Below are 23,554 nucleotides of genomic sequence, written 5' to 3' on the forward strand. Positions count from 1 at the left end.
CGTGCGGCCCTTTCGTTTCGCCCACCCGTTCACGCAGTCTTCGCCATGAGGTCGTCGCCCGGGCCCCGTCGTGCACGAGTCTTTCGCCTAGCGTGCTCAGCGATCACCCGACGAAACGCCCGCGGAGACCTCCATGTGCAGTCCGCTCCACCAGCCCGACGGTGCCCTCCCGACCGGAGCCAGCCGTCGTACGTTCCTCCGTGTCACCGGACTCACAGGTGCCGCCGCGGCCGCAGCGGCCGGAGGGCTCACCACCGCCGCTTCCGCGGCCGCCCTGCCCCGACAGGAGACGGCTGACAACGTTGCCAATCGGAGTCCCGACCCCGACAGCCCCCGCTTCACGCTGGTCGTCATGCCGAACACCCAGTACCTCTTCGACGGCGCCAGCATCAACGCCGCGCCCGTCGAGGCGTCCCTGCGCTACATCCTCGACCACGGACGCGACGAGAACATCGCCTTCCTGTCCCACCTGGGCGATCTCACCGAGCACGGACTCAAGGAGGAGTTCGGGCCGCTGAGCAAGGCCTTCGAGCTGCTCGACCGGCGGCGCGTCGGTTACAGCGTCCTGGCGGGCAACCACGACATCAACTCGTCGACCGACGACCAGCGCGGCCCCACCCCCTATCTGGACGCCTTCGGCCCGCGGCGCCTGCGCAAGCTGCCCACCTTCGGCGGAGCGACACCCGACGGCTACAACACGTACCACCTCTTCCGCGCCGCGGGCCGTGAGTGGCTGGTCCTCGCGCTCGACTGGCGGCCGTCAGCCGCCGGACTCGCCTGGGCCCAGGACGTCATCCGGAAGCACCCGAGGAGGCCGGTCATCCTCACCACCCACGAGCTCGTGTACGCCGACCGGGACGGCGACGAGGCCGACTTCTCCGAGCACGGCCGGCACCTGTGGGACGAACTGATCGCCGGGAACGACCAGATCTTCCTGACCCTGAACGGTCACTACTGGCCCGCCGCCCGCACCACGCGAAAGAACGCGGCGGGCCATGACGTGCATCTGCACATCACCAACTACCAGAACCGCTACTACGGCGGCAGCGCGATGATCCGCCTCTACCGCTTCGACCTCGCCAGGAACACCATCGACGTGGAGACCGTCTCCCCATGGATCCTCGGCCGCGCGGGCGAGGGGCTCAACGAGCTGGAGCGCCGCGAGATCGAGCTCACGGGGCCGCAGGACAGCTTCTCCGTGCCGCTGGACTTCGAGCAGCGCTTCGCCGGCTTCGCACCCGTCACCCCGCGCGGCCCCCGCCCCGCCGCGCAGCTGCTGGTGCCCGGCGCCGTCGCGTACTGGCGGTTCGACGGCCCGCACTCGGACGGCGCCCCGGCCGACGCCGCCCTGCGGGTCGACGACCTGTCCGGTCACGGCAACCACCTGACCCGGGGGCCCGTTCCCGGCTCGCCGGCGGACGCCCTGCGCTGGTCCGCCGACCACCACCCCGACCAGCCGGGCCACGGCAGCCTCTACTTCGACGGCGGCAAGCCCCCGCTGCACGGCGCGTATCTGCAGACCGCCAAGGACGCCCCGCTCAACAGCAAGACCTTCCGCACCGGCTACACCGTCGAAGCCTTCGTGAAGCTCCCCGCCGACTGGGACGCCGGCCACCACGCGTGGGCCTCGATCCTCAGCCGCCGCGGCACCCTCGGCGCCGCCGGAAAGACCGCAGGCGACCCGGAAGAGCCCGTCGCCACCCTGTCCCTGTCCGACGGGCCGGGCCTCCAGTGGGCGGCCGCGCCGCTCGACCAGCCCGGCCTGGTCACCAACTGGAGCCACGAGCTGGCGCGGGGCACCTGGTGGCATGTCGCTGTCGTCAACGACGGCAGGCACACCACCTTGTACGTCGACGGCTGCCGGGTCGCCCGCAACCCCGCGACGCGTACCAACGGTCTCGCGACGCTCGGACTGCCCTGGCTGCTCGGCGCCTACGAGTACGGGGGCGTCCTCGACCAGCTGATGCACGGCTGGATCGGGGACATCAGGATCACCGAACGCGCGCTGCCCGTGCGCGACTTCATGAACTCCTGACCGGACCCCACCCACTTCGCCACCTGGCAGCACCACCTCACAGCACCACCGCCGATATGGCACCACCCCTCAAGGAGACACCTCATGGCGCGATCGAATCAGCCGCTCCCGACTTGGGCGGACCCCGACGTACCGGTCGGCTCGCTCGACCCGCAGGGACTCTCGCGCCGCCGGCTGCTCCGCAGCGCCGGCCTGTTCGGCGCGGCCTTCGCCGGGGCCGGCCTGCTCGCTCCGACCGCGGCCGAAGCGCACACCGACGGCGGCGGGGACCCGGACCTCGCCTATCTCGTCGGTGACCACCATGTGCACTCGGTCTACAGCCACGACGCGAAGTACACCTTCTCCCAGCTGGCGCGGGCCGCCTCCCAGTACGGCCTCGACTGGATGGTCCTCACCGAGCACAGCAACTTCGGACACGCCAGGGCCGGCGGCGCCCAGGCCGAGCACCGCGAGATCCTCAAGGCCCGCCGCGACAACCGGCGCACACTGATCTTCCAGGGCCTCGAGTGGTACATCCCCGGCGCCGAGCACGGCACCGTCTTCTCACCGCCCGGACGCCACGAGGTCGACCTGCTGACGCGCTTCGAGGAGGCCTTCGACGGCAAACTCCTCGGCTACACCGCGGGCGCGCCGGGCCACCCCGACACCCCGCGCAACGAAGCCCACGCCGTCAAGGCCATCAAGTGGCTCGAGCAGCAGCGCCGCAGCGGCTACGTCGACGACGTCCTCGTCCTCGCCAACCACCCGCTGCGCCTGGGAATCGACTCTCCGCACGAGATGCGCGCCTGGCGCGACGCGGCTCCGGGGATCATGATCGGCATGGAGGGCGCGCCCGGCGCCCAGTGCGCCGCCATGCCGGAGCGCGGCTCGACCAGCCACCGCGGCGAGTACGACAACTCCCCGTCCGAGAACTCCTGGCCCGGCTATCCTCGCGAGGCCTATCAGACGTACGGCGGCTTCGACTGGGCGACCGCGACGGTCGGCGGCCTGTGGGACGCCATGCTCGCCGAGGGCAAGCTCTTCTCGGTCACCTCCAACTCCGACGTGCACCGGGTCACGTTCGACACCTGGAAGAACGGCGACTGGCTGCCCGGCCAGAACTTCGACAACACCGGACGGCTCCCGGACCCGGTCAACACCACGGAGCCGCAGCCCGGCAGCGACTTCTGGCCCGGCCAGTTCAGCCGTACCCACGTCGGCGTCACCCACTACGGCTACCGGCACGTGATGGCCGGGATGCGGGCGGGCCGCGTCTGGGTCGACCACGGCCAGCTCGTCGACGGCATCGACGTCCGGGTGAACAGGGAGCACGGCTCCGGCCGTGGTGTCACTCTCGGCGGCCGGCTGCGGGTGCGCCGCGGCGAGAGGATCGTCCTCAATGTCACCGTCACCACCGCCTCACGCCCCAACCACCACGGCGAAGTGCCGGGCCTGGCCCACCTGGATGTGATCCGCGGCGCCGTCCGCGGCCCGGTCGCCGACCGCGACGCGTGGCGCGCACCCGACACCCGGGTCGTGCACAGCGCCGACGTCTCGGGCCGCAGGGGCCGCTACACCCTGCGCATCCCCCTGGGCCACGCCGAGGAGTCGTCCTACCTGCGGCTGCGCGGCAGCGACGGCAAGCGCAACGGCCCCGGGCTGCTGGGCGCGTCGATCGACCCGCACGGCCCGATCACCCATGAGCCGGGCAACGGCGACCCGTGGCTGGACACCTGGCTCTACACCAACCCGGTCTTCGTGGACGTCGTGCGCTGACCGTTCACTGGACGTGATCCTGGCCGACGAAGGGAGCCGCAGCCGCCGCTAGAGGAGCGGCTGCGGCTCGGCCGCCGCCTTCGCATCGTGGGCACACCGCGCGGCCTCGATCTCCCCGAGGTGCTCCTGCGACCAGTCCCCGATGGCCAGGGCCAACCGTGCCGCCTCGCCGCCGAGTCGAGTGAGTGAGTACTCGACGCGAGGCGGCACGGTGGGGTAGACCTCGCGGCGAACGAGGCCGTCGCGCTCCAGCGAGCGCAAGGTCTGCGCGAGCATCTTCTGTGTGACGGTGCCGAGTTGCCGCCGCATCTCGTTGAACCGCATCGGCGCGTCGTGCCTGCGCAGCAGGATGAGCGTGAAGAAGACCCACTTGTTGGCGAGGAGCTCGATGACGGTACGGGCCGGGCAGTCGGCCTGGTAGATGGGGAGTCCGGCCGACGGAGTGGTATCCATGAGGTACCTAGGTACCAAGAAAGTGCCTTCTTCACAAGAGATACCACTCGTACGCAGGATGTTCCTTGGAACCGACCACTCTCTTCCGCAAGGAGCAAGCCATGCGTGCCATCCGTTACGAGTCCTTCGGCGGTCCCGAAGTCCTCCGGCTCGTCGAGCTGGAGCGCCCGGTACCCGGCCCCGGCGAGGTCCTGGTCCGCGTGCGCGCAGCCGGTGTGAACCCGGTCGACTGGAAGGTCCGCCAGGGCATCCTCGACAAGTGGGGACAGCCGCCGATCACCCCCGGCTTCGACGTGTCGGGCGAGATCGCCGAGGTCGGTCCCGGTGTGACCGGGTTCCGGCGCGGCGACGAGGTCTTCGCCGCCCTCTCCAGCCCGAACGGCGCCTACGCCGAGTACACGGTCGCACCCACTCCCGCGCTCGCCCTCAAGCCCGCGTCCCTCGACCACATCACCGCCGCCGCACTGCCCATCGCTGGGCTGACGGCCTGGCAGGCGGTGGTGCACGCGGCCGAACTCAAGCCCGGTCAGCGCATCTTGGTGCACGCCGCGTCCGGCGGCGTGGGCCACCTCGCCGTACAGATCGCCAAGGCGCACGGCGCGTACGTCATCGGCACCGCGAGTGGCCCAGGGCACGCGCTGCTGCGCTCGCTCGGCGCGGACGAGCTCATCGACTACCGCGAGGCCGACTTCGCCGCGACCGTCCGCGGCGTCGACGTCGTCCTCGACTCGATGAACGACGACTACGGCCCCCGCTCGCTGGAGACCCTGCGCCCGGGTGGCCTCCTGCTGGCCGTCAACGGCACCGGAGCCGACGAGCGGGTCACCCCGCAGTCCGCCGCGGCCCGCGGCCTGCGCTACGAACTCTTCGGCATGACACCCTCCGGCGCCGATCTCGCCGAGCTCGGCGAACTCGCGGCGGCGGGCACCGTACGCGTTCAGATCGCCGAGGCCCTGCCCCTCGAGGAGGCCGCCCGGGCCCAGGAGCTGAGCGCGTCCGGCCGGGTACGCGGGAAGATCGTCCTCACCATCGCGTAGCGCCGGCGCCGCTCCCCCGGCCGCACACCGGCTTCACCGTGCGCGCTGCCGCGCGGCGTCAGAGATCCCCGTCGAACGCGGGCTGACACTGCCTGCTCGCCGGGTGCGCTTCGCAATGCGCGCCCCGCGCCTGCCAGGTCACGACCAGGGCGGCGACGAGCGCGGCGAGCGCGCAGGCATGGACGACACTCCCCCACAAGGCCATCCGGCAGCCCGTCCATCGACGGCATGCCGATGCCCCACGTAAGCAGCACGGCCAGAGCGGCACGATCACCAGCACGGTCAGCACGGCGCCTCCTGCGGACAAGTCAACAGGGTCGGTCGGGCGAGCGGTAGTGCGGAGCCAGTGGCATCGGAAAGCCTGCAGAATGGATCAATGGCCGTGATTCCGGGGATCGTTGCGTCACCGGTGCCCACCGCGGGCGGAGTCGTCAGGTGCGGCGTCGGCGCGTGTGTGGTCGGGTCGCCGCCGTAGCGAGGGCGAGCGTGCTTTCTGGCGCTGGCAGACGGCGCCGCCGACGCTGGATGCCGCGGCCAGGATGATCGCGATGTGATCGGCGAAGTGCGGCCCCGGCAGCGGGATCTCGAAGTCGGGGTTGTCGGCGTAGCCGGCCGCGACGGCGCTGGGGACGTACTCCATCACCGCGGTCACGACTTCGGTTCTGGAACGGTCGGCCGGGCTCAGGAGCCGGCCCAGGATACGCAGGACGGTCGGGGTGCTGGAGTCGAGGTCGAGGTTGTCGGCCGGGTCCGTGTAGCCGGGAAGGTTGACCTTTTCCGGCGCCGGCTGGGTGTCGATACCGGTCTGCTCACCCCACCATGCGGCGGCGTGGGTCTCCCCCAGGGCGAGGTGGTGCAGGTACAGGCAGTACGAGGCGACGTCGTCGCCGGCCCCGGCGGCGTACTGCCACCAGAAGCGGGCACCGTCCTCGGAGTCGGCCAGATGCAGGATGCAGCCCAGGACCCGGGCACCGCGCGGCTCCGGCAGCTGCTCGGTGACGAAGTCGCTCAGCGACGTCGCGGCGGTCTGGGTCACGACGGTCTCGCAGAGCGTCTGCAGATCGTAGGCCGCGTCCCGCCCGGGAGGGTTCTCGTTGAAGGGGCTCGACGACGGCCAGGACAGAACGTCGTGCGAACCGGCCGAGGTGTAGACGTCCTCGTACGTCACGACGTCGTGCGGAATCCCGGGCTCCGTCATCAGGAGCGCGCGGGCGAGGAGTTGATCGATCGACGTCATAGGGAAGCGCCTCCCGGGCGGTCGTGGAGGTTGAGGGTCTCGGTCAGCGTGCGTTTGGCGTGCCGGTCGTCGGAGCGCGCCGAGGCCAGCGGAACGCCCAGCACCTCGGCCGCGACGGTGGTGTCCATGCCGCACAGGTAGCGCAGGATCGTTACGTCCATCTGGTTGTCCGGCAGGCGGCTGACCGCGTCGAACAGCATCAGCGACTCACCGACCTGGGCGAAGCGGGCCGTGGGGTCCACGGCCCGGTCCTGGGCGACGGTGGCGAAGGCGGCGGCGGCCAGCAGCGGGTGGTTGTCGATGTGCGGGGTGCGCGCCATGACCCGGGCCCGCAGGAGCCTCCAGGCGAACCGCTGGACGTTCGAGCTCCCCAGTGCCTCGTCCCAGCACAGCCACAGGATGTCGAAGGTCTCCAGGACCACACAGGCGGCCCGCTCGTCGGTGAGCAGGAGCGCCTTGGCGTAGGAGGTGTAGGGGGCCTGGTGGGTGTCGGTGAAGCCCTGGTGGTCCAGCGGCCGGACGTCGGGCCGTTTGGACGGCGGGACCTCCGCTATGCAGCCGTCTATCCAGTCCTTCTTCTTCTGCGCCTCGCGCGCCGCCGCGACCCACAGGCGCCGCATCGGACGGGCCGGTATGCCCAGCACCCGGATCACGCTGTAGGTGATCTCCCACCGCGGGTACCGGCCGGCGCCGCGCAGCAGTTCCGAGATCCGCGTCTTGGAGTACCCCGAGCGCTCCACAGGTCGTCGAGCGTCAAGCCGCTGGTGAAGAGCCGGGTACGCACCGGCTCGAGCCAGGCGCGGTGGGAGGTGCCGGCCTGGTCGGTGATCGGTTCCGGCTTCCGGCCCCGCCGGATGGGAGGCTCCCCCTCGGTCTGCTCGGGCGGAATCGCATGGGGGCTCACCGGGCGGCACCTTCGTCCGGCCCCGCGACGGGCCCGGCCCCCGCGGCGGTGGATTCGGGCTTCCCGCAGGCGGACGCATGGACGACCTGCTGCACCAGCAACGCGAGCGAGGGCACTAACGCGGCCACCGCGGTCAGCTGCCCGAGCGCGGCCATGACCGCACTCCATGAGAAGACCGACACCAACACGATGACGGTCAACACCTGCTTACTGGACATCGAGACCTTTCCCATTCCGACGACGAGGGGCATCCGGAAGGCCTCTTCGCGGCGGTGCTGACGCGCCGTCGAGGAGCCGGGACGCCAGCATGGTGGGAAGACCACCCGCTACGCCATGTGATCATGGGATCAGGGAACAATGACCGGGGATCCCCAGGCCGCTCACCACCGCTCGCCTCCAAGGCAGCAGGACATGATGCCGAGTTGAGCACTCTTCCAGGCGAACTTCCCTCATCCGCCTGCGCGGGCGGCGCCGATGACCGCCAAATGGGAGACCGGACGCCTTTGGCGTCGGACCTTCCCTCCGGAAGGCCGTGCCGTCCCCGTGCTGAGCGACAAAGGGGGGCGCACACACCGCTCCCGCCTGTTCCCTCGCCGGCGGGAGCGGTTCCGGTTCCGAGCCCGCCACGACCCGACAGTTGCGGCTGCGGTTGCGGCTCCCCGCATGATCCGAACGGGTGAGTCACCTCGCCGAAGTATCGTGGCCAGGTGCGGGCAGCTGCTCGGGCGTGCCGCCGCCCGCACGGACCGGACCCATCCGCAGGCCGGTCAGATCCGAATAGGGAGTGCGGGGGTATCCGTCCCGCGCCCCGATCAGGAGGTTCATGTGGCACCAGCACCGCCGTCGGCAGCGGTCCTCATCCTGCACGGCGGTCGCGAAACGGGGCTCAAGCCACCCCCGCCCGGCCTGCTCAATCTGCCCGCCGTACGGATGCGCCCGTTCGTCCGGCACCTCGCACGGGCCACCCGCGATCCGGGCGGCGACAACGGAGGACCGGTACTGATCCGCAGCACGCCGTACACCCACCGTGGCTGGAACGGCGCCCGCGAGGACCCCCTCCACGATGCCGTGCGCGCCCTCGACGCCCTCCAGGACGAGACCGGAGGGATCCCGGTGGTGCTCCTGGGCCACTCCATGGGCGGCCGCGCCGCCCTCCGCGCCGCCGGTCATCCCCTGGTCACCGGAGTGGTCGGCCTCGCCCCGTGGTGCCCGCCAGGCGATCCATTCACCCAGCTCGCGGGCCGCGACACGGTCCTGATCCACAGCAGCCGTGACCGGATAACCAGCCCCCAGGCCACCCGGTCCCTCACCACCCGGGCCCGCCAGGCAGGAGCCCGCACCTGCTTCATCACGATCCGGGACAGCGACCACGCGATGCTGCGACGCGCCCCGTCATGGCACCGCCTGGCGACCACCCTGGTCACCGGTCTCCTCGGTCTCACACCCCTGCCGGCCGACGTCACGGAGGCCCTGGCCCTGCCCGCGGACGCCGAGGCCACGGACGGCACCCTGGACCTGGACCAGCTGCGCGCCGCGGCAGAACCCGACGCCTCGGGCGCCGCCTCCGCCGCGCGGGCCTGATACGGGCCGCACGCGCGGCCGTTCCGATGGCAGATCTCCAGACCCGCGGCCGGGCATCAGCCGATCTGGTCGTTGTCCTTCAAGGTGCCCCACCCGTGCCAGCGGTCGATCTCGATCCATGCGCTGAATCGGCGGCGGTCCCGACGGGGGTAGGGCTTGCCGAGGTACTGCTGGGACAACCGGTCGATGTCGAACAGGTCCTTGTCCTCGCGCAGTTCGGCGACGCGGCCGATGATGCTGATGTGGGTGTACCAGCTGCTCTCGTCGAGCACGGTGATCGTCACCCGCGGATCGTTGCGCACATGCTCCAGCCGTTTGCGGCCCTCATCCATGTTGACCAGTACCCGGCCGTCGTCCCAGAGGTACCAGGTGGCCGTGGACACGGGCTGACCGTCCGACCGCAGAGTCGTGACGACGGCCGAATTGGCCTTCGTCAACATCGCGACTGCATCGTCGGGAAGCGGCGGTTTCGACATCGGACACCCTCCGTCACGCCTTGCTCATTGCACCGGGCTGTTTCCCGCTCGCAGGACTTGAGTTTTCTCCATTGCGTGACGCCGCGCCACCGCACCGGACGGGCGCCGGGGTTGCCTGCGTCGCGCCTGGCCGCACGGGGAGCGGCCGCCGTACGGGACGAAGCAGCCGTACGGGACGAAGCAGCCGCCGAGCGCTACAGCCGCCCGGGTGGTTGTCCTCAGCTCGACGGGAACGTACATGGCGCAACGGGCTGCGATCATGATGATCACCCGCTGGCGACAGACCTTCGTGGCCGACAAGGAGCAGACGATGGCACAGGCTCGGACCGTGACGTTTCCCTCCGGCGTCCGGGTGCCCGCCCTCGGGCAGGGCACGTGGCGCATGGGGGACGATCCCGCACGGCGTGCCGAGGAGATCGCCGCCCTCCGGCGGGGCCTCGACCTCGGGCTGACGGTGATCGACACGGCGGAGATGTACGGAAGCGGCGCCGCCGAGGAATTGGTCGGCGAGGCGATTCGCGGCCGAAGGGACGAGGCCTTCCTCGTCAGCAAGGTGTTGCCGTCCCATGCCGACAGAAAGGGCACGGTCGACGCCTGCCATGCGAGCCTGCGCCGTCTGGGGACGGACAGAATCGATCTCTACCTGCTGCACTGGCGGGGCGGCATCCCCCTCCACGAGACCGTCGAGGCCCTGGAATCACTGGTCTCGGAAGGCAGCATTGGCGCCTGGGGTGTGAGCAACCTGGACGTCGACGACCTCACGGAGCTGCCCGACGGCGCCCTGCCGCAGACCGATCAGGTGCTCTACAACCTCTCCCGGCGCGGCCCGGAGTTCGATCTGTTCCCCTACTGCCGGGAACGCTCCATCCCGATCATCGCCTACTCCCCCGTGGAACAGGGCCGTCTACTGGGCCACAAGGCCCTGCAAACCGTCGCCGCCGCCCATGGAAAGTCCCCGGTCCAGGTGGCGCTGGCCTGGGTGCTGCGCCAGGACGACGTCATCGCCATCCCCAAGGCCTCCACCGCCGCCCACGTCGAGGAGAACCACGCGTCCCTCGACCTCCACCTGACGGACGACGACCTCCGCACCCTCGACAAGGCCTTCCCGCCCCCAGCGCGCGAACAGCCCCTCGAGATGCTGTGACCCGCGCGGCTCCCTCGCGCCGGATGGCCAACCGTCCACCGGTCGACTCCGCCAAAGCCTGGCACTCCCCCGCAGACCAACCCACTGTGCACCGACCGCTCGCAGCAATGCGGCTTGCCCTGCCTTAAGGGCGAGTTGCTGTTGCTGGGCTTTCGAAGGGGGAAGGCCTGGCGTAAATCGGCGGGGGTCGTCATCATGGGGAACGAGGGAACACCCCGGGGGGCCGACGACGCGGACCGTCGAATCCGGGCCGGCGCCTCAGCGCCAGGGGGTCCCGGAGAACGGATCCCTCCCATGGACCTGATCCTCCTCACCGTAGACGGCCTCCTCGGCGTCCTCGCCTCCGCGCTCGCCCTGTCAGGGGAGATTGTTCGCGCACGACAGCGCGCAGCGACAGACCTGCGGCCCAACCGCCCTCAGGGATACGTTCAACTCCCGCCGGCCTGCGACTGCGACTGCGCCAGGCGGGATCAGTACTGACTCCAGCGGACGACACCACCGGGTTTCCGGCGATCTCATTGCGCGGCTCGCCACACACGAAGACCCCGATGTGCGACTCGCAGTCTCCGCCCGCCCGGGACTCTCGGAACGAGAGCGCGCCGCGATCGACTGGACGGTTGGTCCCGAGAACCGGCTGGGCATCCTGCGGTGGCTGCCGGGGCTTCCCCGTCAGCCGGATGCTGCCGCTACGGCCGTCCCGTACCGGTGAGAAGGAAGCGGATGATCCTGACGTCCTCGTCGTCGCCGGAGGTGGCCGCGTCGTGCAGCAGGCCGAGAAGGCTCTGTCGCTGCTCGTCCGTGGGCCGGCTGTGGGCTGCTGCGGCCGAGGTGGCCCAGGCTCGGACGTCGCGGTGTGCTGCGGCAGCCAGGGCGGGGTCGGCGTCGTGAAGCAGCCGCAGGTTCAATTCCAGCCGGTCCCAGGTGCCTGCGGCCCGGATGATCCGGGCTGCCTGAGCCCGGAGCGGGGCCGGGCGCCCAGGGGCGAGCAGGTCGTTGAGACGCTGCCGGGGGACGGTGGCGGCCGCCGCCTCCAACAGGGTGGCGGCGGTCCGCTGGACTCGGGCGGCAGGGTCGCGGTCCATGACGGCGAGGAGTTCCGCGGCGGTGACCGCGGGGGGCCGCATCGTGCCGAGCACGCGGAGAACGGCCGCGCGTACGCCCGGGCGCCGATGGGTCAGCTGCGGGCGCAAGAGATCGGCGGCCTGGGGGCCGGTGACGTCACCGCATTCCGCCAGGCCGGCGATAGCGCCGGGCGTGATCTCACCGGCCGGGCGGGCAAGGCGGGCACGGCAGGCAGGCGCGGGGTCCTGGCCGTGGCTGCGCAGAACCCAGCGCGCGATCTCACGCACCTGCCTGGAGCGGTCCGCGGTGAACGGTTCGGCCAGGTCGGGGCGCTGGGCCCGGCGCAGCACGGTGACGGCGACGGCCCGCACCGCCGACACCCGGGAGGCGAGCAATCGGCGAAGCACGGTCTCTGCCTGCGCGGTGGCCGGCGTATCGGGCCCGGGCGGGACGAAAGAGCGGAGGAGTTGTTCGGCCGCGTGCCGGGCCACGACGGCATCGGGGTCGGAGCCGGCAAGCGCCAGCAGCTGCGCCGTCTCGCACCGGTCGAGGTCGACCGCCGCGCTCAGGGCGCGCCGACGAACCCGGTGATCGGGATCCGTGAGCAGTCCACTCCACACCTCCGGGGCCGCGCCGCCAAGGCAGGCGGCCACGATACGAACGGCGTCCTCACCTCGCTGACGCCCCTCGCACGACCACGCCATGACCGCCGCTTGAACGAGCTCAGCAGGCCCGGAGCTCGCCAGCACGTCGGTGAGCGCCGCCTGGGCGGCGACCCGCACCGGCGCGGCCCAGTCCGAGCAGCGCACCACCAGCAGTGGGATCAGAGCGCGCGCCCCGAGCGGGAGAGTTTCCTGGGCGAGGGCACGCTGGCGGGTGCGACCGTCGGCGGCGCAGACCGCCAGCGCCCAGTCCCAGGCCGGAGACAGCTCCTGACTATCCGGCGCCGTCGAGCCCGTGGACGGAGCCGTGGATGCCGGCGCGGTGGCGCCCAGCAGCGACCGACGGACATGGCGTGCGTGCTCGTCGAAGGCACTCCACCAGTGTGGTCCCGTCGCACGGAACTCGGCGCTGTCGGCCAACTCGTGCAGGACTCGGATCAGTTCGGCACCGCGATGCGCCAAGGGGTAGTGCAGCTCGTTGAGCAGGAGCAGCGCCGCCGCAGATCGCGTGATGGTTTGGGCGTCGGCATCGGCTTCGGCAGTCATCGGGGCGTCTCCTCGCAGCGGCACACCGAGGGTCGGCGACACGGTGGCGACCCGACCGTAGCGCGCTCCGGCGTGACCTGACCAGCGCTTTTGTCCGGCCTTCAGCTCTTCAACAGAGCCCTTTGACGCGCCACTTCAGCCGAGCAGTCGGCAATCCAGTGCCCGCTCGCCGGCTCCGTCTTCCCCGTCGGGCTCTACCCGGTACAGGTTGGCCCCCGCAGTCCGGGTCACCACCTCTGTCAGGAGACCGTCGGTGAAGAGAGCACCCACGCCGTCCTCCAGCGCCCACCCGGCAGGCAGCGCGCCGACTGCCACGGCTGCACGGTAGGAGGGACGGCGGCCCGGTTCGCTGTCATAGTGCGGGCATACCGAGCCGGGCAGCAGGCCCAACCCGTCCGGCAGGAACGTCAGGGGCCCGAAGGAGTCGGTGTGCGAGCCCTCGGCCCAGCAGTTGGCGCCGGCGCTGATACCGCACAGAAGCGTCCCGCGGCCGTAGGCCTCACGCAGCAGCCGGTCCACCCCGTGTGCGCGCCAGACCGCCAGGAGATTCGCGGTGTTGCCGCCGCCGACGTACACGACGTCTTGAGCGAGCAGGAAGGTTCGCAGAGCGTCGTCGTCGAGCTCACGCTGGAACAACGGCAGGACGGAGGGTTCGCACGAGCGTGACCGGAACGCGTCGAGAAAGCGCTCGATGTAGGCGGAGGCGTCCCCGCTGGCCGTGGGGACGAAGCACACCTGTGGCCGAGGGGTACGCGCGTGGCTCAGCACCCAGTCGTCCAACAGCCCGTCGTCGTCGGTGGAGAAGCCGCCCCCGAGGAGGGCCAGACGGCGAGCGGGGACGACGGCCACGGAAGCTACTCCTCAGCAGACGGACAGGCGGGAGAGCAAGTGCCGCGAACGGGCATGCTCGGCGATCAGGGGGCGAGCTTAATGCCGGCGGTGATTGGGAGATGGTCGCTGCCCGTGGCGGGCAGGGTACGGACGTCGGTGACGGTCGCCGAGCGGGTCATGATCTGGTCGATCCGGGAAACGGGGAAGGCAGCAGGCCAGCTGAAGGCGAAGTCCCGGGGCGGCAGATTCATGTGCGCCGTGAGTGGGGCCAACCCGCGATCGTCCACCGTTGCGTTGAGGTCACCCAGCAGGATCACCGTGTTCAGCTTCTCGGCGGCGAGGGCCACGCCCAGCAGCTCGGCGCTTTCGTCCCGATAGGCGGAATCGAAGCCGTTCAGCCGGACGCGGACCGACGGCAGATGGGCGACGTAGACCGCGATCTCGCCCCACGGCGTCCGCACGCTGGACCGCAGCCCCCGGCTCCAGCTCGCGTCGATCCCCTTCGGTTTGATGTCCAACACGCGCACGTCCGTCAGCGGGTACTTCGACCAGAGACCGACGCTGCCTTGGACTGCGTGATAGGCGTATGCGGATGCCAGTGCGCTCTCGTAGCGCGGCAGCGCGGCGGGTGTCAGCTCTTCCAGGGCGATGAGTTCCGGCCGGGCGTCCGTCAGAGCTTTCGCGGTGCCGGCCGGATCGGCGTTCTCGTCGCTGACGTTGTGCTGGAGCACCGTCATGTCGTGTGCGCCGCGCACCCCGGGAAGGAACGGCCCGCCGAACAGCTGTGCCCAGACGGCAATGGGGAGCGACAGGGCCACCAGCGCGGTCGCGGAGCGGCGCAGCAGGGCCAGGAGAAGCAGTATCGGGACGGCCAGGCCGAGCCAGGGCAGGAACGCCTCCAACAGACTTCCCAGGTGGCCGATGGTGTTGGGGACGGCGGCATGGAAGGCCATCAGCCCGGAGACCAGCACGGCAAGCGCTGCGAGAACCCGTCCACGCGCCCAGGAGGACCGGCCCTTGGCATCCTTGTCCCATCGCCACCACCCGGGCCCCACGGTCTGCGATTTCGACGCCACGCTGCCCTTTGCCCGCCTGGTCAGCCAGTGTTTGCCGTCCGTCATGTGCACATCCTGCTCAACCGGTGGAATACGGGTTCGTGGGCCCCTGGGCTCACTGGTCCGGACTCTCCTCAACTACGTCCGGTTCCGACGGCCCGCGGAGCCGGGAAGTCCCAGGACTGCGCGCGCGAGCACCCCGTGCCACGGACGAGTGACGTCGTCGGCTTCCGAGAGCAGCCGGGCGCGCGCTTCGGGATCATGGTTGGGCTGATCACGACGAAGCTCGCCGGTAGATGTCGGAAACGACGGAAGGAAGGCCCAGATGCACGAGGTCCGCCTTTGACCACGATGAATACAACAGACCGAATCCCGTCCGCTTTCCGCTTGACCGGACCAGGACTGTGATCCCGGCGCAGGCCACGCGACCTGCCAAGGACGTACGCGTCGTGGTCGTCGGAGCGGGGTTCTCCGGTATCGGGGCCGCCATCCGGCTGCGCGAGGCCGGGTTCCGCGATGTGGTCATTCTGGAGAAGGCGTCGCAACTCGGCGGCACATGGCGGGAGAACACCTATCCGGGTTGCGCCTGTGATGTGCCCTCGACGCTCTACAGCTACTCGTTCACCCCGGATACCGCGTGGAGCAGGGTCTTCGCCGGGCAGCCGGAGATCCACGCCTACTTACGGACGACGGCCGAGCGGTACGGGCTCGGCGATGCCCTGCGCTGCGGGGTGCATGTGCGGGGCGCCCGGTGGGATGCGGCGGCTGGGCGCTGGCTACTGGAGACGAGCGACGGGCCCTACAGCGCGGCGGTACTGGTCCTGGCCACCGGACCGTGGCACGTACCACGTCACCTGGACGTCCCCGGGATCGAGGACTTCACAGGGCCCGTGCTCCATACCGCCCAGTGGGACCACGGCGTCGACCTGACCGGGCGGCGTGTGGCCGTGGTCGGGAGTGGTGCCTCCGCGGTCCAGGTCGTCCCGGCCATCGCGGGCCGGGCGGCGACCGTGCACCTCTTCCAGCGGACCGCGCAGTGGGTGCTGCCCAAGCCAGACCTTCCGGTACCCGCGGTGTTCAACAGGTTGCTGAACCGCCTACCCGGTGCCCGTGCCACCTTGCGCGCCGGGCAGTACGCACTACAGGAAGGCTTCGGCTATGCCTTCCGTCACCCACCGATCGCCCGCCTCATCGAGTCGGGAGCCCGCGCGCATCTGCGGCTCGCGGTCCGTGACCAGAGCCTGCGCCAGTCGCTCACCCCGGACTACCGGCTGGGCTGCAAGCGTCTTCTGACCTCCAGCACTTTCTACCGCGCCCTGGCCGAGCCGCATGTCCGCCTGCATCCCACCGCTGTGACGGCCGTACGCGGGGACGAGATCGTCGGCGCCGACGGCACCGTGACCAAGGCCGACGTTCTCATCACGGCGACGGGCTTCCGCATCGGTGAACTGCCGCTGGCCCGGAGCCTGTACGGCACGGGCGGCCGGACTCTGCACGAGACCTGGGACGGCGAACCACAAGCGCATCTGGGCACCACCGTCAGCGGCTTCCCCAATCTCTTCCTGCTTCTGGGCCCGAACCTGCTCGGCGGCTCCACCTCCGCGATCACCGTCCTGGAAGCCCAGCTGACGTACCTCACCGCCGCCCTGGCCCACCTCGACCAAAACGGCCACCGAGTCCTGGAGGTCCGGCCGGCCGCGCAGGCCGCACACAACACAGCGGTGCAAGAGGCCTTGCAGACCACCGTGTACAACTCCGGCGGCTGCACCAGCTACTACTTCAGCCCCAGCGGACGGAACACCTTCGCCTGGCCATGGTCCACCGGACGACTCACCCGCCAACTGAGCCGCTTCGACACCGATTCCTACATCTGCCACACCCCAGCCGACCCCACTCCCGTACTCGCCCCTACGGCGCCGCGGCACGACGACCATCCTGCTCCCGCGAAGGGAGAGCGGGCATGACGCCAGAACCCGCCGACGGCGCCGTCCGGTCCCTGCAGCCGCGCTCTCAGCCCCGGCCCAGGGCTGCGCGCCATTCGTCCGCCGGTTCTCACTCCGACGGCGCCGCGGTGATCCGCTTCTCGAACCAGTGGTCGGCGTAGGGCTCGTCGTTGAAGGGGGCGACCTCTTCGAAGCCGCAGGAGTGGTACAGGGCGATCGCGGCGCTGAGTGCCTTGTTGGTGTCCAGGCGCAGGGCGTCGCGGCCGTGCTCGGTGGCTCGGGCCTCCAGTTCGGTCAGGAATCGGCGGCCGAGGCCGAGTCGGCGGGCTTGGGGGGCCACCCACATGCGTTTGATCTCGGCGGGGGCGCCGGGCGGCAGTTTCAGGCCGGCGCAGCCGACGGGGTCGCCGTGCAGCCGGGCGACCAGGAACAGGCCGTACGGTGACTGGAGTTCACCCGCGTCGGGCAGCAGGCTGCGTGCCGGGTCGAAGCCCGTTTCGAAGCGCTCCTGCAATTCGGTGAAGTAGGACCGCAGGCAGTGCTGCGCGTCGGGGTGATCCGGGTCGATGACGGTCAGCGTGACCGTTGCGGCGGTCAGCAGCCGGTCGACCTCGGTCATGGCGGCGACCAGCCGGGCCCGCTGGGTGCTGTTGAGCGGCTCCAGCAGGGAGCCGGCCAGCTCGTCGCTGCGGGAATCGAGCAGGGCGTGCTCCTCGCGGCCCGCGTCGGTGAGCCGGACGGTGCGCACCCGCCTGTCGTGCGGCTGCGGCTCCACCGTCACCAGGCCGTCGGTCTCCAGCGAGCGCAGCAGCCGGCTGACATAGCCGGAGTCGAGCCCGAGGCGCTCCCGCAGCCGCCGGACGTCCTGCCCCTGCTCACCGATCTCCCAGAGGAGCCGGGCCTCGCCGATGGGCCGGTCGCGGCCCAGATAGCGGTCGTGGAGCACGCCCACGCGCTCGGTGACGGTGCGGTTGAACCGCCGCACCTGGTCGATCTGCTCCCCATCCATTCTCTGACTTTAGTCAGAGAACCCGCATGACGTCAGAGCTACCAGACATCGCCGTCGCGCCAGTCGCAGGTGAGTTCCCGCGACAGCTCCAGCGGGACCGTCAGCGGAAGGACGTGGACGCAGCCGTCCTCCGCCGGCGTGGGCACGATCCCGCCGGGCGTCAGCGCCGAGGTCGGCCCCTGCCATCGCTTCCAGCCGCGCGCCACGTAGAAGGCCGCCGCCTCGTCGGTGGCGCCCAGCGCGCCCAGATCGTAGGCGCGACGCGCCACGCGCTCCAGGCCCTGCATGACGGTCGCGCCATGCCCGCGCCCACGGCGGTCCGCGCGCACGCCGACTCCCTCGACGTAGCCGGCGCGCAGCGCCCGACCGCCGTGCAGCAGCCGGCGCTGGACGAGGGAACCGTGCCCGATGAGCTCGGCTCCCTCCCACACCAGGACGTGGACCCCGCCCAGCACGTGCTCCCAGTCGTGGTCCGTCAGGCCGTCGTCGAAGACCTCTTCGAGCAGGGCCCGGGCCGCCCTGAGATCAGCGGCGTCGAGCTCCGCGGTATGGGCGGTTCGCACGTCGGTCACACACTCCATGGTGCAGGAGTCCGCCGTGAAGACGCTCAGCCGCCGCTCAGCACCTCGCGCAGCCGGATCGCGAACCCGTCGGGATCCTCGGCGAACCCGATGTGACCACCGGGGAACATCGTCGGCTCGCCGCCGAGCGCCGAGGCGAGCGCGATCGAGGTGCGCTCGCACAGCTGACCACCCGACTCCTTGCCCAGGCCGACGAGAACACGTGCCGACGTCGAGCGCAGGGCGGCGAGGTCCGGGCGCCACCGGGTGGTCGGGCACAGCATGTGCGCGAACTGGAAGTGGTCGTCCGCGATCTGCTGCGGCTCCCACTCCCCGCCGAACATGTGCTCGAAGACGCCGTCGGGCAGGTTGATGTCGGCCAGCGCCATGAACTTCCTCCATGCACCCGTCACGTCTCCGGACAGGTGGGTGGCGACGATGTCCTCGGTCCGCTCATGGATCTGCTCGCGGTCGTCGAGCAGATCGTTCAGCGGGGGCTCGTGGGCGATGACGGTGTGAACGAGTCCGGGGTGCGCCTGGACGAGGGCGAGGGCGCTGACGGCGCCACCGCTGGAGCCGAGGACCGTGGCCGGGCCGGCGTCGAGGTGGGCCAGGAGCCGGGACAGGTCGTCGGCCCGCATCTCGGGGGTCGAGTCCTGGTCGGGGTCGTCGACCGGGCTGCGGTTGATGCCCCGGGGGTCGGTGGTCAGTACGGTGTGGTCGGCCGCGAGCCGCTCCGCGAGCGGCGCGAACGATCCGGCGTCCATCGGCGCGCCGACCAGCACCACCAGAGGACCCTGGCCTCGTACCTCGTAGTGCAAGTGGGCGTCGGGGACCCGGAGGGTCGCAACGGTGGCGGGAACGGGAGACGTCGGGTTCATTCTGATCCTCCTGGTGCGGGACATGCGGGAAACGTGGTTTCCCCGGTTACGCGAGAGCGTGCGGGGCGACGATGCGTGGGCTCACACAAGGGAGACTCCCCTCCGGCGGGAAACTCGTCGGTCCCGAGCGAACGGCTTTCCATCGAAGGAGCGGCAACTGCGCCCCACCACAACGCAGTGGTGGAATTCCGGGGCTCTTCGTACGTTCCGCTGGAATTCCTCGGACACGTCGGCTGCACGGTCCGTGAGTGGTCGGTCGAGGTGTTGGCCTGGCTCACCGAAGTCATCGGCTGGGCCATGCGGGACGCGGGCTGCGGAGCCCACGGTTTCGTGCGCCTGCGGCGGCGAGCGCCCGCCGAACCGCCTCTCGTGCGCGGTTAGTCGGGGCACCACTGGCCAGTGGCGGCAGGTGCTCCGGCCTACCTGGTCGCGACCGGGTGGTACCGCACGTTCACCGCGGCCGAGGGACCGTCACCGTTGCGCAGTTCGAGGCGGACGGGGACGCCGCCGGGGTTGTCGAAGAGCCGGATCCCGTCGCCGAGCAGCACCGGGGCGACGTGCAGGTCGATCTCGTCGATCAGTCCGCGTTCGAGGAGTTGCCGGCCGATCGTGGGTGAGAAGACCTCGAGGTTCTTGCCGTCGGCGGCCTTCAGCCCGATCCGGACCGCCTCGGCCACATCGCAGGTCAGGAACGTCACGCCATCGGTGGGCTGCGCGTCATCGGGGTGGTGCGTGAGAACGAACACCGGCCCCTGCCACGCGCCGCCGTAGATACCGCTGACGTCGGGGTAGGCATCGAACCCGTCGCGGCCTCCCAGCACGGCGCCGGTCGTCCCGGCGTACTCCTCGACGAGGTCCGGGCGGAACGAGGTCCCGGTCATCCAGTCCATCGAGTGGTTCGGACCCGCCACGAACCCGTCCAACGACATCGTGAAGTGCCAGAGCACCTTGCCTGCGCCGGTCTGCCGTTCCGTGTCCGCGATCTGTGGGGCGTCCGGGCTTCTCGGGGGCTCTGCAGTGGACATGATCGATCCTCTCTTCAGCTCTTCAGCCGGCTCCGTTCGGTGCCGTTCGCCGAACAGCGGAGGGCCCGGCGCAACCGTTACGGGGCGGAGAGGTCAGGCCTCAGGGGCCGCAACAATGCGCCACTGGCCGACCTCCGCGTAGTCGGAGTCGTAGATGGCCGAACCATCGCCGGGGCTCAGGGGGTAATGGTGCAGGTTTCCGCCCCAGTACCGGAGGATGCGGCCCAGCTCGCTCGCGGCATCCTCCGCCAACCGCCCGTCAGCCATGTTCACTTCGAGAAGGAACTTCACGTTCGCCGCCCCTCACCACGGATCCGTTCGGCCCTGCCATCGGACAGAGCCCTGCGGTAGCGATTGTTCCATCGAATCCCCGTCGGAGACTCTGAGTCACCGTTTGCATCCGAACGGGAGAGGTGACTCTGCGTAGCAGCCTCCGGGGACGGGCCCGGGCGGTTCCCCGTTCGGCCTAGTCCTCCTGCTGGCGCTCGGCCGAGGCCGCAGTGTGGGTGTATGAGCGACGATCAGCCGACTCCGCCGCAGCAGCCCACGCCGCCTGAGCAGCCGTGGGGCTCCCCCAAAGGCGCCCAGACGGGGCCTCCCGAGCCTCCCGGGCCTCCCTCAGGGGCCGGATGGCAGCATCGGAACCCTCCTCCCGGAGGGCAGGGCTGGCAGCAGCCGCCCGCCGGGCAGCCGCCGCACAACTACGGGCCGCCCGCCCCGCCGGAGAACAAGAGCAGATTCGGGCGGGGCTGCGTCTTCGGATGCCTGGGAGCGGTCGTCGCCGTCATCGCGCTCGTCGTCGTCCTGATCCTGGTGTTCGCCGGGACCAGCTCCAAGACCGATATCCCTTCAGTGACGAACAGCGACCACCCGCCTGCCGACGACGTCCGGATCACGGCCTGTGACGTGGACTCCACCGTGGGCCTCCCCACGGCCAGGTTGGAGATCACCAACCACTCCTCGAAGAGGTCGAGCTACGTCGTCACCGTGGAGTTCGACAAACCGGACGGCACCCGCGTCTCCGAGGGAATCACCGGCAGCACCAGCGTGGCTTCCGGCCAGAAGGTGCAGACATCCGCGGCGGGCTCGGACCAGGTCAGCGGCACGATCACCTGCAAGGTCACCAACGTCAACCGGTTCGCCAGCTGAGCCACGTGCGGCGTGCCACGTGCCACGTGCGGGTGCGACAAGCCGCCGGCGGGGCTCCCAGCGATGACTTTCGGCGTTCGAGGCAGTCGTACAAGGGTCGGAACGAGCACCCTCGCAGGAGAGGCGAGACATGCGCACACTCGCGATCACCCAGAACATCACCGTCGACGGCTCGATCGAGATGCTCACGAACTGGTTCGACCCACAAGGCCAGGGCCAGATGGACATGGCCGACGTCCTGGAGGAGAGCCACCGGCAGGACCGCCGGGCCGACGCCCTGCTCCTGCGCCGGCAGACGTTCGAGGACTTTCGCGGCTACTGGCCGCGGCTGACCGACGACACCACGGGCATCTCCGACTACCTCAACCAGGTGCAGAAGTACGTCGTGTCCTCCTCCCTCACCGACCCGCAGTGGGAGAACTCGACCGTGCTGGCGGGCGACCCGATCAAGGAGGTGACCGCACTCAAGGCGCAGGAGGGCGGCAAGGACATCGTGCTCACCGGCAGCATCAGCCTGGCCCACTCGCTGATCAACGCGGGCCTTGTCGACGAGTACCGGCTATTCGTCTATCCGACGGTCCAGGGCCGCGGCCGCCGGCTCTTCCCCGAGGGTTACGAAGTCCCGCGACTGAAGCTGCTGGACTCGAAGGCATTTCGCAGCGGAATCACCCTGCAGCGCTACGCTCCGGCCTGAACGGAACCTGAACAGAAAAGGGTCGGGCCCCCGTAGTACCGGGGCCCGACCCTTTTCTGTGGTGTGCCGTGCGACCGCTACCAGCGGTACCAACGGCCGCGGCTACCGGAGGCACCGGAACCGCGCATGACGAAACCGAGCAGCCAGACCACCAGTACGACAACGGCAACCCACCACAGAATCTTCAGTGCGAAACCGGCACCGAAAAGAATCAGGGCGAGCAGTAGAACCAAAAGCAGTGGACCCATGGTTATCAACCTCCTGACCAGCGGATACCCCCGACTGAATCGTTCAGTCACCCGAATTTTCGCTCGTTGCGGCGCAGCGCCTCGGGCTGCGCGGACAGCAGGGTTCTGCTACCGATGGAATCGGAAAGAACGGGCATTGCCGTGGCCGACCTGGGTAGGCGGCCCAGTGCCACACCGGCACCGATCTTGGAGGAAACGCATGGGCACCGAAGACAAGGCCGAGAACACCGCGGACAAGGCCAAGGGCAAGATCAAGGAAGCCGCGGGCAAGACCGTCGGCAACGAACGCCTCGAAGCGGAAGGCAAGGCCGACCAGGCCAAGAGCGACGTCAAGCAGGCCGGCGAACACATCAAGGACGCCTTCAAGCACTGACCCACGAGCACCGCACGTCCCGGGGCCGCAGCCGTGAACGGTTGCGGCCCCGTGCGCTGTCCGGACGACCGGGCTACCGGCGGCGACCGCCCAACGGCCACCGCATTCCGCGCGCTGTACTACGCCGGGATCACGTCGGATATCGACGGGAAGGCGTCGGAGGGCGCACGACTGCCCCCAGGCACACTGGAGTCGCGGCTCGGTCCCACTCTGAGCGCGACCGACCGTCCGGAGGACGACTCACCCGGCTACGGCGGCGCCTGAGCCGGCGCCGTACTCCCCCCGCCGGCCCCCGCGATACGGTCGTGACATGGCTGATGTGCGGTTGACTCCACCTTCGTTCCTCGTGCTCGGCATCATCGACAAGCTGGGCGAGGCCAGCCCGTACGACGTGAAGGTCGAGGCGGCCCGCACGGTGGCTCCGTTCTGGTCGATGCCCCATGCGCAGGTGTACGCGCAGTGCGACCGGCTGCTGGGAGCGGGCCTGTTGTCGGAGGTCCGGGACACCAACGCGCGGAACCGACGGGTGATGAAGGTGACGGCGGCCGGTAAGACCGCTTTGGAGGAGTGGCTCGCCGACCCGGCCTTCGTACCGGTCGAGGCGCGCGAGCGCGGCATCCTGAAACTGTGGTTCGGCGCCAGACCGGAGGTCATCGCCCCGGTGCAGATCGCCGAGCACCACCGCACGCTCGCCGAGTACGAGGAACTCACCGGGAGCGTGGGCGACTTGCTCACGCGCGGGCAGCGCGAAGCGCTCGAGTTCGGGCTCCGCTACGAGCGCATGATGGTCGATTTCTGGCAGTGGGTGGATCAGCGCGGATCGTGATGCCGGGAAGGTTGACCACGACGGCGGATCGCCTCTACCTTCTCGATAGTCCAAAGAGGACTATCGAG

Annotated in this window: 26 protein-coding genes; 11 read left to right on the plus strand and 15 right to left on the minus strand. The window is 70.2% G+C overall.

The annotated features are described in order from the left end of the window. Positions 1-133: 133 nt before the first annotated feature. A complete protein-coding gene (locus O3W51_RS10365) occupies positions 134-2,035 on the plus strand; it encodes a LamG-like jellyroll fold domain-containing protein (RefSeq protein ID WP_269285305.1) in 1,902 nt (633 codons plus the stop codon). Positions 2,036-2,119: 84 nt separating this feature from the next. Next, positions 2,120-3,790, plus strand: coding sequence for a PHP domain-containing protein (locus tag O3W51_RS10370; protein ID WP_138355433.1), 1,671 nt, complete (start codon positions 2,120-2,122; stop codon positions 3,788-3,790). 48 nt (positions 3,791-3,838) lie between these two features. On the opposite strand, the gene O3W51_RS10375 is transcribed toward O3W51_RS10370, so the two are convergent. Next, the gene (locus O3W51_RS10375; RefSeq protein ID WP_138355432.1) at positions 3,839-4,243 is read right to left on the minus strand and encodes a winged helix-turn-helix transcriptional regulator; all 405 of its coding nucleotides are present in this window, start codon (positions 4,241-4,243) and stop codon (positions 3,839-3,841) included. Positions 4,244-4,344: 101 nt separating this feature from the next. On the opposite strand from O3W51_RS10375, the gene O3W51_RS10380 reads away from it, so the two are divergent. Further along, positions 4,345-5,280, plus strand: coding sequence for an NADP-dependent oxidoreductase (locus O3W51_RS10380; RefSeq protein WP_138355431.1), 936 nt, complete (start codon positions 4,345-4,347; stop codon positions 5,278-5,280). A 58-nt stretch (positions 5,281-5,338) separates the two neighbouring features. On the opposite strand, the gene O3W51_RS10385 is transcribed toward O3W51_RS10380, so the two are convergent. The 4 genes from O3W51_RS10385 to O3W51_RS10400 form a co-directional block, all read right to left on the minus strand. Further along, positions 5,339-5,569, minus strand: a complete 231-nt coding sequence (locus O3W51_RS10385; protein ID WP_138355430.1) for a hypothetical protein — start codon at positions 5,567-5,569, stop codon at positions 5,339-5,341. Positions 5,570-5,683: 114 nt separating this feature from the next. Further along, complete coding sequence (locus tag O3W51_RS10390) at positions 5,684-6,517, minus strand: hypothetical protein (protein WP_138355429.1); 834 nt, start codon at positions 6,515-6,517, stop codon at positions 5,684-5,686. Beyond that, positions 6,514-7,257, minus strand: a complete 744-nt coding sequence (locus O3W51_RS10395) for a sigma-70 family RNA polymerase sigma factor (RefSeq protein ID WP_269285311.1) — start codon at positions 7,255-7,257, stop codon at positions 6,514-6,516. Before O3W51_RS10395 ends, O3W51_RS10390 begins: the two co-directional genes overlap by 4 nt. A 160-nt stretch (positions 7,258-7,417) precedes the next feature. After that, on the minus strand, positions 7,418-7,639 hold the full coding sequence (locus O3W51_RS10400) for a hypothetical protein (protein WP_138355428.1): 222 nt from the start codon (positions 7,637-7,639) through the stop codon (positions 7,418-7,420). 607 nt (positions 7,640-8,246) lie between these two features. On the opposite strand from O3W51_RS10400, the gene O3W51_RS10405 reads away from it, so the two are divergent. Beyond that, positions 8,247-9,002, plus strand: coding sequence for an alpha/beta hydrolase (locus O3W51_RS10405; RefSeq protein WP_138355427.1), 756 nt, complete (start codon positions 8,247-8,249; stop codon positions 9,000-9,002). A gap of 56 nt (positions 9,003-9,058) precedes the next feature. Here the strand turns inward: O3W51_RS10405 and O3W51_RS10410 are convergent, their stop codons facing one another. Next, the gene (locus O3W51_RS10410) at positions 9,059-9,478 is read right to left on the minus strand and encodes a PPOX class F420-dependent oxidoreductase (RefSeq protein WP_138355426.1); all 420 of its coding nucleotides are present in this window, start codon (positions 9,476-9,478) and stop codon (positions 9,059-9,061) included. Positions 9,479-9,788: 310 nt separating this feature from the next. Between O3W51_RS10410 and O3W51_RS10415 the strand changes: the two genes are divergently transcribed. Beyond that, positions 9,789-10,622, plus strand: a complete 834-nt coding sequence (locus O3W51_RS10415; RefSeq protein WP_269285489.1) for an aldo/keto reductase — start codon at positions 9,789-9,791, stop codon at positions 10,620-10,622. 686 nt (positions 10,623-11,308) lie between these two features. Here O3W51_RS10415 and O3W51_RS10420 read toward each other — a convergent pair. From O3W51_RS10420 to O3W51_RS10430, 3 genes are all read right to left on the minus strand, one after another. Next, a complete protein-coding gene (locus O3W51_RS10420) occupies positions 11,309-12,892 on the minus strand; it encodes a HEAT repeat domain-containing protein (RefSeq protein WP_269285315.1) in 1,584 nt (527 codons plus the stop codon). A gap of 135 nt (positions 12,893-13,027) precedes the next feature. Further along, the gene (locus tag O3W51_RS10425) at positions 13,028-13,741 is read right to left on the minus strand and encodes a peptidase E (RefSeq protein ID WP_138355423.1); all 714 of its coding nucleotides are present in this window, start codon (positions 13,739-13,741) and stop codon (positions 13,028-13,030) included. 65 nt (positions 13,742-13,806) lie between these two features. Then, positions 13,807-14,676 (minus strand): endonuclease/exonuclease/phosphatase family protein, encoded by an 870-nt coding sequence (locus O3W51_RS10430; protein WP_232485973.1) that lies wholly within the window; start codon positions 14,674-14,676, stop codon positions 13,807-13,809. 506 nt (positions 14,677-15,182) lie between these two features. Between O3W51_RS10430 and O3W51_RS10435 the strand changes: the two genes are divergently transcribed. Further along, positions 15,183-16,742, plus strand: a complete 1,560-nt coding sequence (locus O3W51_RS10435) for a flavin-containing monooxygenase (protein WP_244809690.1) — start codon at positions 15,183-15,185, stop codon at positions 16,740-16,742. 88 nt (positions 16,743-16,830) lie between these two features. On the opposite strand, the gene O3W51_RS10440 is transcribed toward O3W51_RS10435, so the two are convergent. Genes O3W51_RS10440 through O3W51_RS10450 form a run of 3 tightly spaced genes read right to left on the minus strand, consistent with a single transcriptional unit; the run spans position 16,831 to position 19,171 of the window. Continuing rightward, positions 16,831-17,730, minus strand: a complete 900-nt coding sequence (locus O3W51_RS10440) for a bifunctional helix-turn-helix transcriptional regulator/GNAT family N-acetyltransferase (protein WP_138355420.1) — start codon at positions 17,728-17,730, stop codon at positions 16,831-16,833. A 38-nt stretch (positions 17,731-17,768) separates the two neighbouring features. After that, positions 17,769-18,311, minus strand: coding sequence for a GNAT family N-acetyltransferase (locus O3W51_RS10445; RefSeq protein ID WP_187145172.1), 543 nt, complete (start codon positions 18,309-18,311; stop codon positions 17,769-17,771). A 26-nt stretch (positions 18,312-18,337) separates the two neighbouring features. Then, a complete protein-coding gene (locus O3W51_RS10450; RefSeq protein ID WP_138355418.1) occupies positions 18,338-19,171 on the minus strand; it encodes an alpha/beta fold hydrolase in 834 nt (277 codons plus the stop codon). A 177-nt stretch (positions 19,172-19,348) separates the two neighbouring features. On the opposite strand from O3W51_RS10450, the gene O3W51_RS10455 reads away from it, so the two are divergent. Next, positions 19,349-19,552 carry a hypothetical protein gene (locus O3W51_RS10455; protein WP_138355417.1) on the plus strand — a complete coding sequence of 68 codons (204 nt, stop codon included), beginning with the start codon at positions 19,349-19,351 and terminating at the stop codon, positions 19,550-19,552. A gap of 38 nt (positions 19,553-19,590) precedes the next feature. Here the strand turns inward: O3W51_RS10455 and O3W51_RS10460 are convergent, their stop codons facing one another. After that, positions 19,591-20,196 carry a dihydrofolate reductase family protein gene (locus O3W51_RS10460; protein ID WP_138355416.1) on the minus strand — a complete coding sequence of 202 codons (606 nt, stop codon included), beginning with the start codon at positions 20,194-20,196 and terminating at the stop codon, positions 19,591-19,593. Between the two features lie 93 nt (positions 20,197-20,289). Beyond that, complete coding sequence (locus tag O3W51_RS10465) at positions 20,290-20,487, minus strand: hypothetical protein (protein ID WP_138355415.1); 198 nt, start codon at positions 20,485-20,487, stop codon at positions 20,290-20,292. Positions 20,488-20,706: 219 nt separating this feature from the next. On the opposite strand from O3W51_RS10465, the gene O3W51_RS10470 reads away from it, so the two are divergent. Both O3W51_RS10470 and O3W51_RS10475 read left to right on the plus strand, forming a co-directional pair. After that, positions 20,707-21,345 (plus strand): hypothetical protein, encoded by a 639-nt coding sequence (locus O3W51_RS10470; protein WP_138355414.1) that lies wholly within the window; start codon positions 20,707-20,709, stop codon positions 21,343-21,345. Positions 21,346-21,475: 130 nt separating this feature from the next. Next, entirely contained in the window at positions 21,476-22,039 is a 564-nt protein-coding gene (locus O3W51_RS10475; RefSeq protein ID WP_269285324.1) for a dihydrofolate reductase family protein, read from the plus strand. A 77-nt stretch (positions 22,040-22,116) separates the two neighbouring features. Here the strand turns inward: O3W51_RS10475 and O3W51_RS10480 are convergent, their stop codons facing one another. Continuing rightward, a complete protein-coding gene (locus O3W51_RS10480) occupies positions 22,117-22,287 on the minus strand; it encodes a hydrophobic protein (RefSeq protein WP_187145171.1) in 171 nt (56 codons plus the stop codon). A gap of 199 nt (positions 22,288-22,486) precedes the next feature. Here O3W51_RS10480 and O3W51_RS10485 point away from each other — a divergent pair, with 199 nt between their 5' ends. Together O3W51_RS10485 and O3W51_RS10490 are read left to right on the plus strand one after the other, a co-directional pair. Next, complete coding sequence (locus tag O3W51_RS10485) at positions 22,487-22,660, plus strand: CsbD family protein (protein WP_138355412.1); 174 nt, start codon at positions 22,487-22,489, stop codon at positions 22,658-22,660. A 346-nt stretch (positions 22,661-23,006) separates the two neighbouring features. Further along, on the plus strand, positions 23,007-23,486 hold the full coding sequence (locus tag O3W51_RS10490; RefSeq protein ID WP_244809688.1) for a PadR family transcriptional regulator: 480 nt from the start codon (positions 23,007-23,009) through the stop codon (positions 23,484-23,486). Positions 23,487-23,554 lie beyond the last annotated feature (68 nt).

It is taken from the genome of Streptomyces sp. H39-C1 (assembly GCF_027158125.1).
Taxonomy (GTDB): Bacteria; Actinomycetota; Actinomycetes; order Streptomycetales; family Streptomycetaceae; genus Actinacidiphila; species Actinacidiphila fildesensis.

Excerpts from the sequence above, each read along its gene's own strand:
- O3W51_RS10365 (WP_269285305.1), top strand. The coding sequence starts at position 134 with ATGTGCAGTCCGCTCCACCAGCCCGACGGTGCCCTCCCGACCGGAGCC.
- O3W51_RS10370 (WP_138355433.1), top strand. The coding sequence starts at position 2,120 with ATGGCGCGATCGAATCAGCCGCTCCCGACTTGGGCGGACCCCGACGTA.
- O3W51_RS10375 (WP_138355432.1), bottom strand. The coding sequence starts at position 4,243 with ATGGATACCACTCCGTCGGCCGGACTCCCCATCTACCAGGCCGACTGC.
- O3W51_RS10380 (WP_138355431.1), top strand. The coding sequence starts at position 4,345 with ATGCGTGCCATCCGTTACGAGTCCTTCGGCGGTCCCGAAGTCCTCCGG.
- O3W51_RS10390 (WP_138355429.1), bottom strand. The coding sequence starts at position 6,517 with ATGACGTCGATCGATCAACTCCTCGCCCGCGCGCTCCTGATGACGGAG.
- O3W51_RS10400 (WP_138355428.1), bottom strand. The coding sequence starts at position 7,639 with ATGTCCAGTAAGCAGGTGTTGACCGTCATCGTGTTGGTGTCGGTCTTC.
- O3W51_RS10410 (WP_138355426.1), bottom strand. The coding sequence starts at position 9,478 with ATGTCGAAACCGCCGCTTCCCGACGATGCAGTCGCGATGTTGACGAAG.
- O3W51_RS10415 (WP_269285489.1), top strand. The coding sequence starts at position 9,789 with ATGGCACAGGCTCGGACCGTGACGTTTCCCTCCGGCGTCCGGGTGCCC.
- O3W51_RS10420 (WP_269285315.1), bottom strand. The coding sequence starts at position 12,892 with ATGACTGCCGAAGCCGATGCCGACGCCCAAACCATCACGCGATCTGCG.
- O3W51_RS10430 (WP_232485973.1), bottom strand. The coding sequence starts at position 14,676 with ATGGCCTTCCATGCCGCCGTCCCCAACACCATCGGCCACCTGGGAAGT.
- O3W51_RS10440 (WP_138355420.1), bottom strand. The coding sequence starts at position 17,730 with ATGGATGGGGAGCAGATCGACCAGGTGCGGCGGTTCAACCGCACCGTC.
- O3W51_RS10445 (WP_187145172.1), bottom strand. The coding sequence starts at position 18,311 with ATGGAGTGTGTGACCGACGTGCGAACCGCCCATACCGCGGAGCTCGAC.
- O3W51_RS10450 (WP_138355418.1), bottom strand. The coding sequence starts at position 19,171 with ATGAACCCGACGTCTCCCGTTCCCGCCACCGTTGCGACCCTCCGGGTC.
- O3W51_RS10460 (WP_138355416.1), bottom strand. The coding sequence starts at position 20,196 with ATGTCCACTGCAGAGCCCCCGAGAAGCCCGGACGCCCCACAGATCGCG.
- O3W51_RS10470 (WP_138355414.1), top strand. The coding sequence starts at position 20,707 with ATGAGCGACGATCAGCCGACTCCGCCGCAGCAGCCCACGCCGCCTGAG.
- O3W51_RS10475 (WP_269285324.1), top strand. The coding sequence starts at position 21,476 with ATGCGCACACTCGCGATCACCCAGAACATCACCGTCGACGGCTCGATC.
- O3W51_RS10480 (WP_187145171.1), bottom strand. The coding sequence starts at position 22,287 with ATGGGTCCACTGCTTTTGGTTCTACTGCTCGCCCTGATTCTTTTCGGT.
- O3W51_RS10485 (WP_138355412.1), top strand. The coding sequence starts at position 22,487 with ATGGGCACCGAAGACAAGGCCGAGAACACCGCGGACAAGGCCAAGGGC.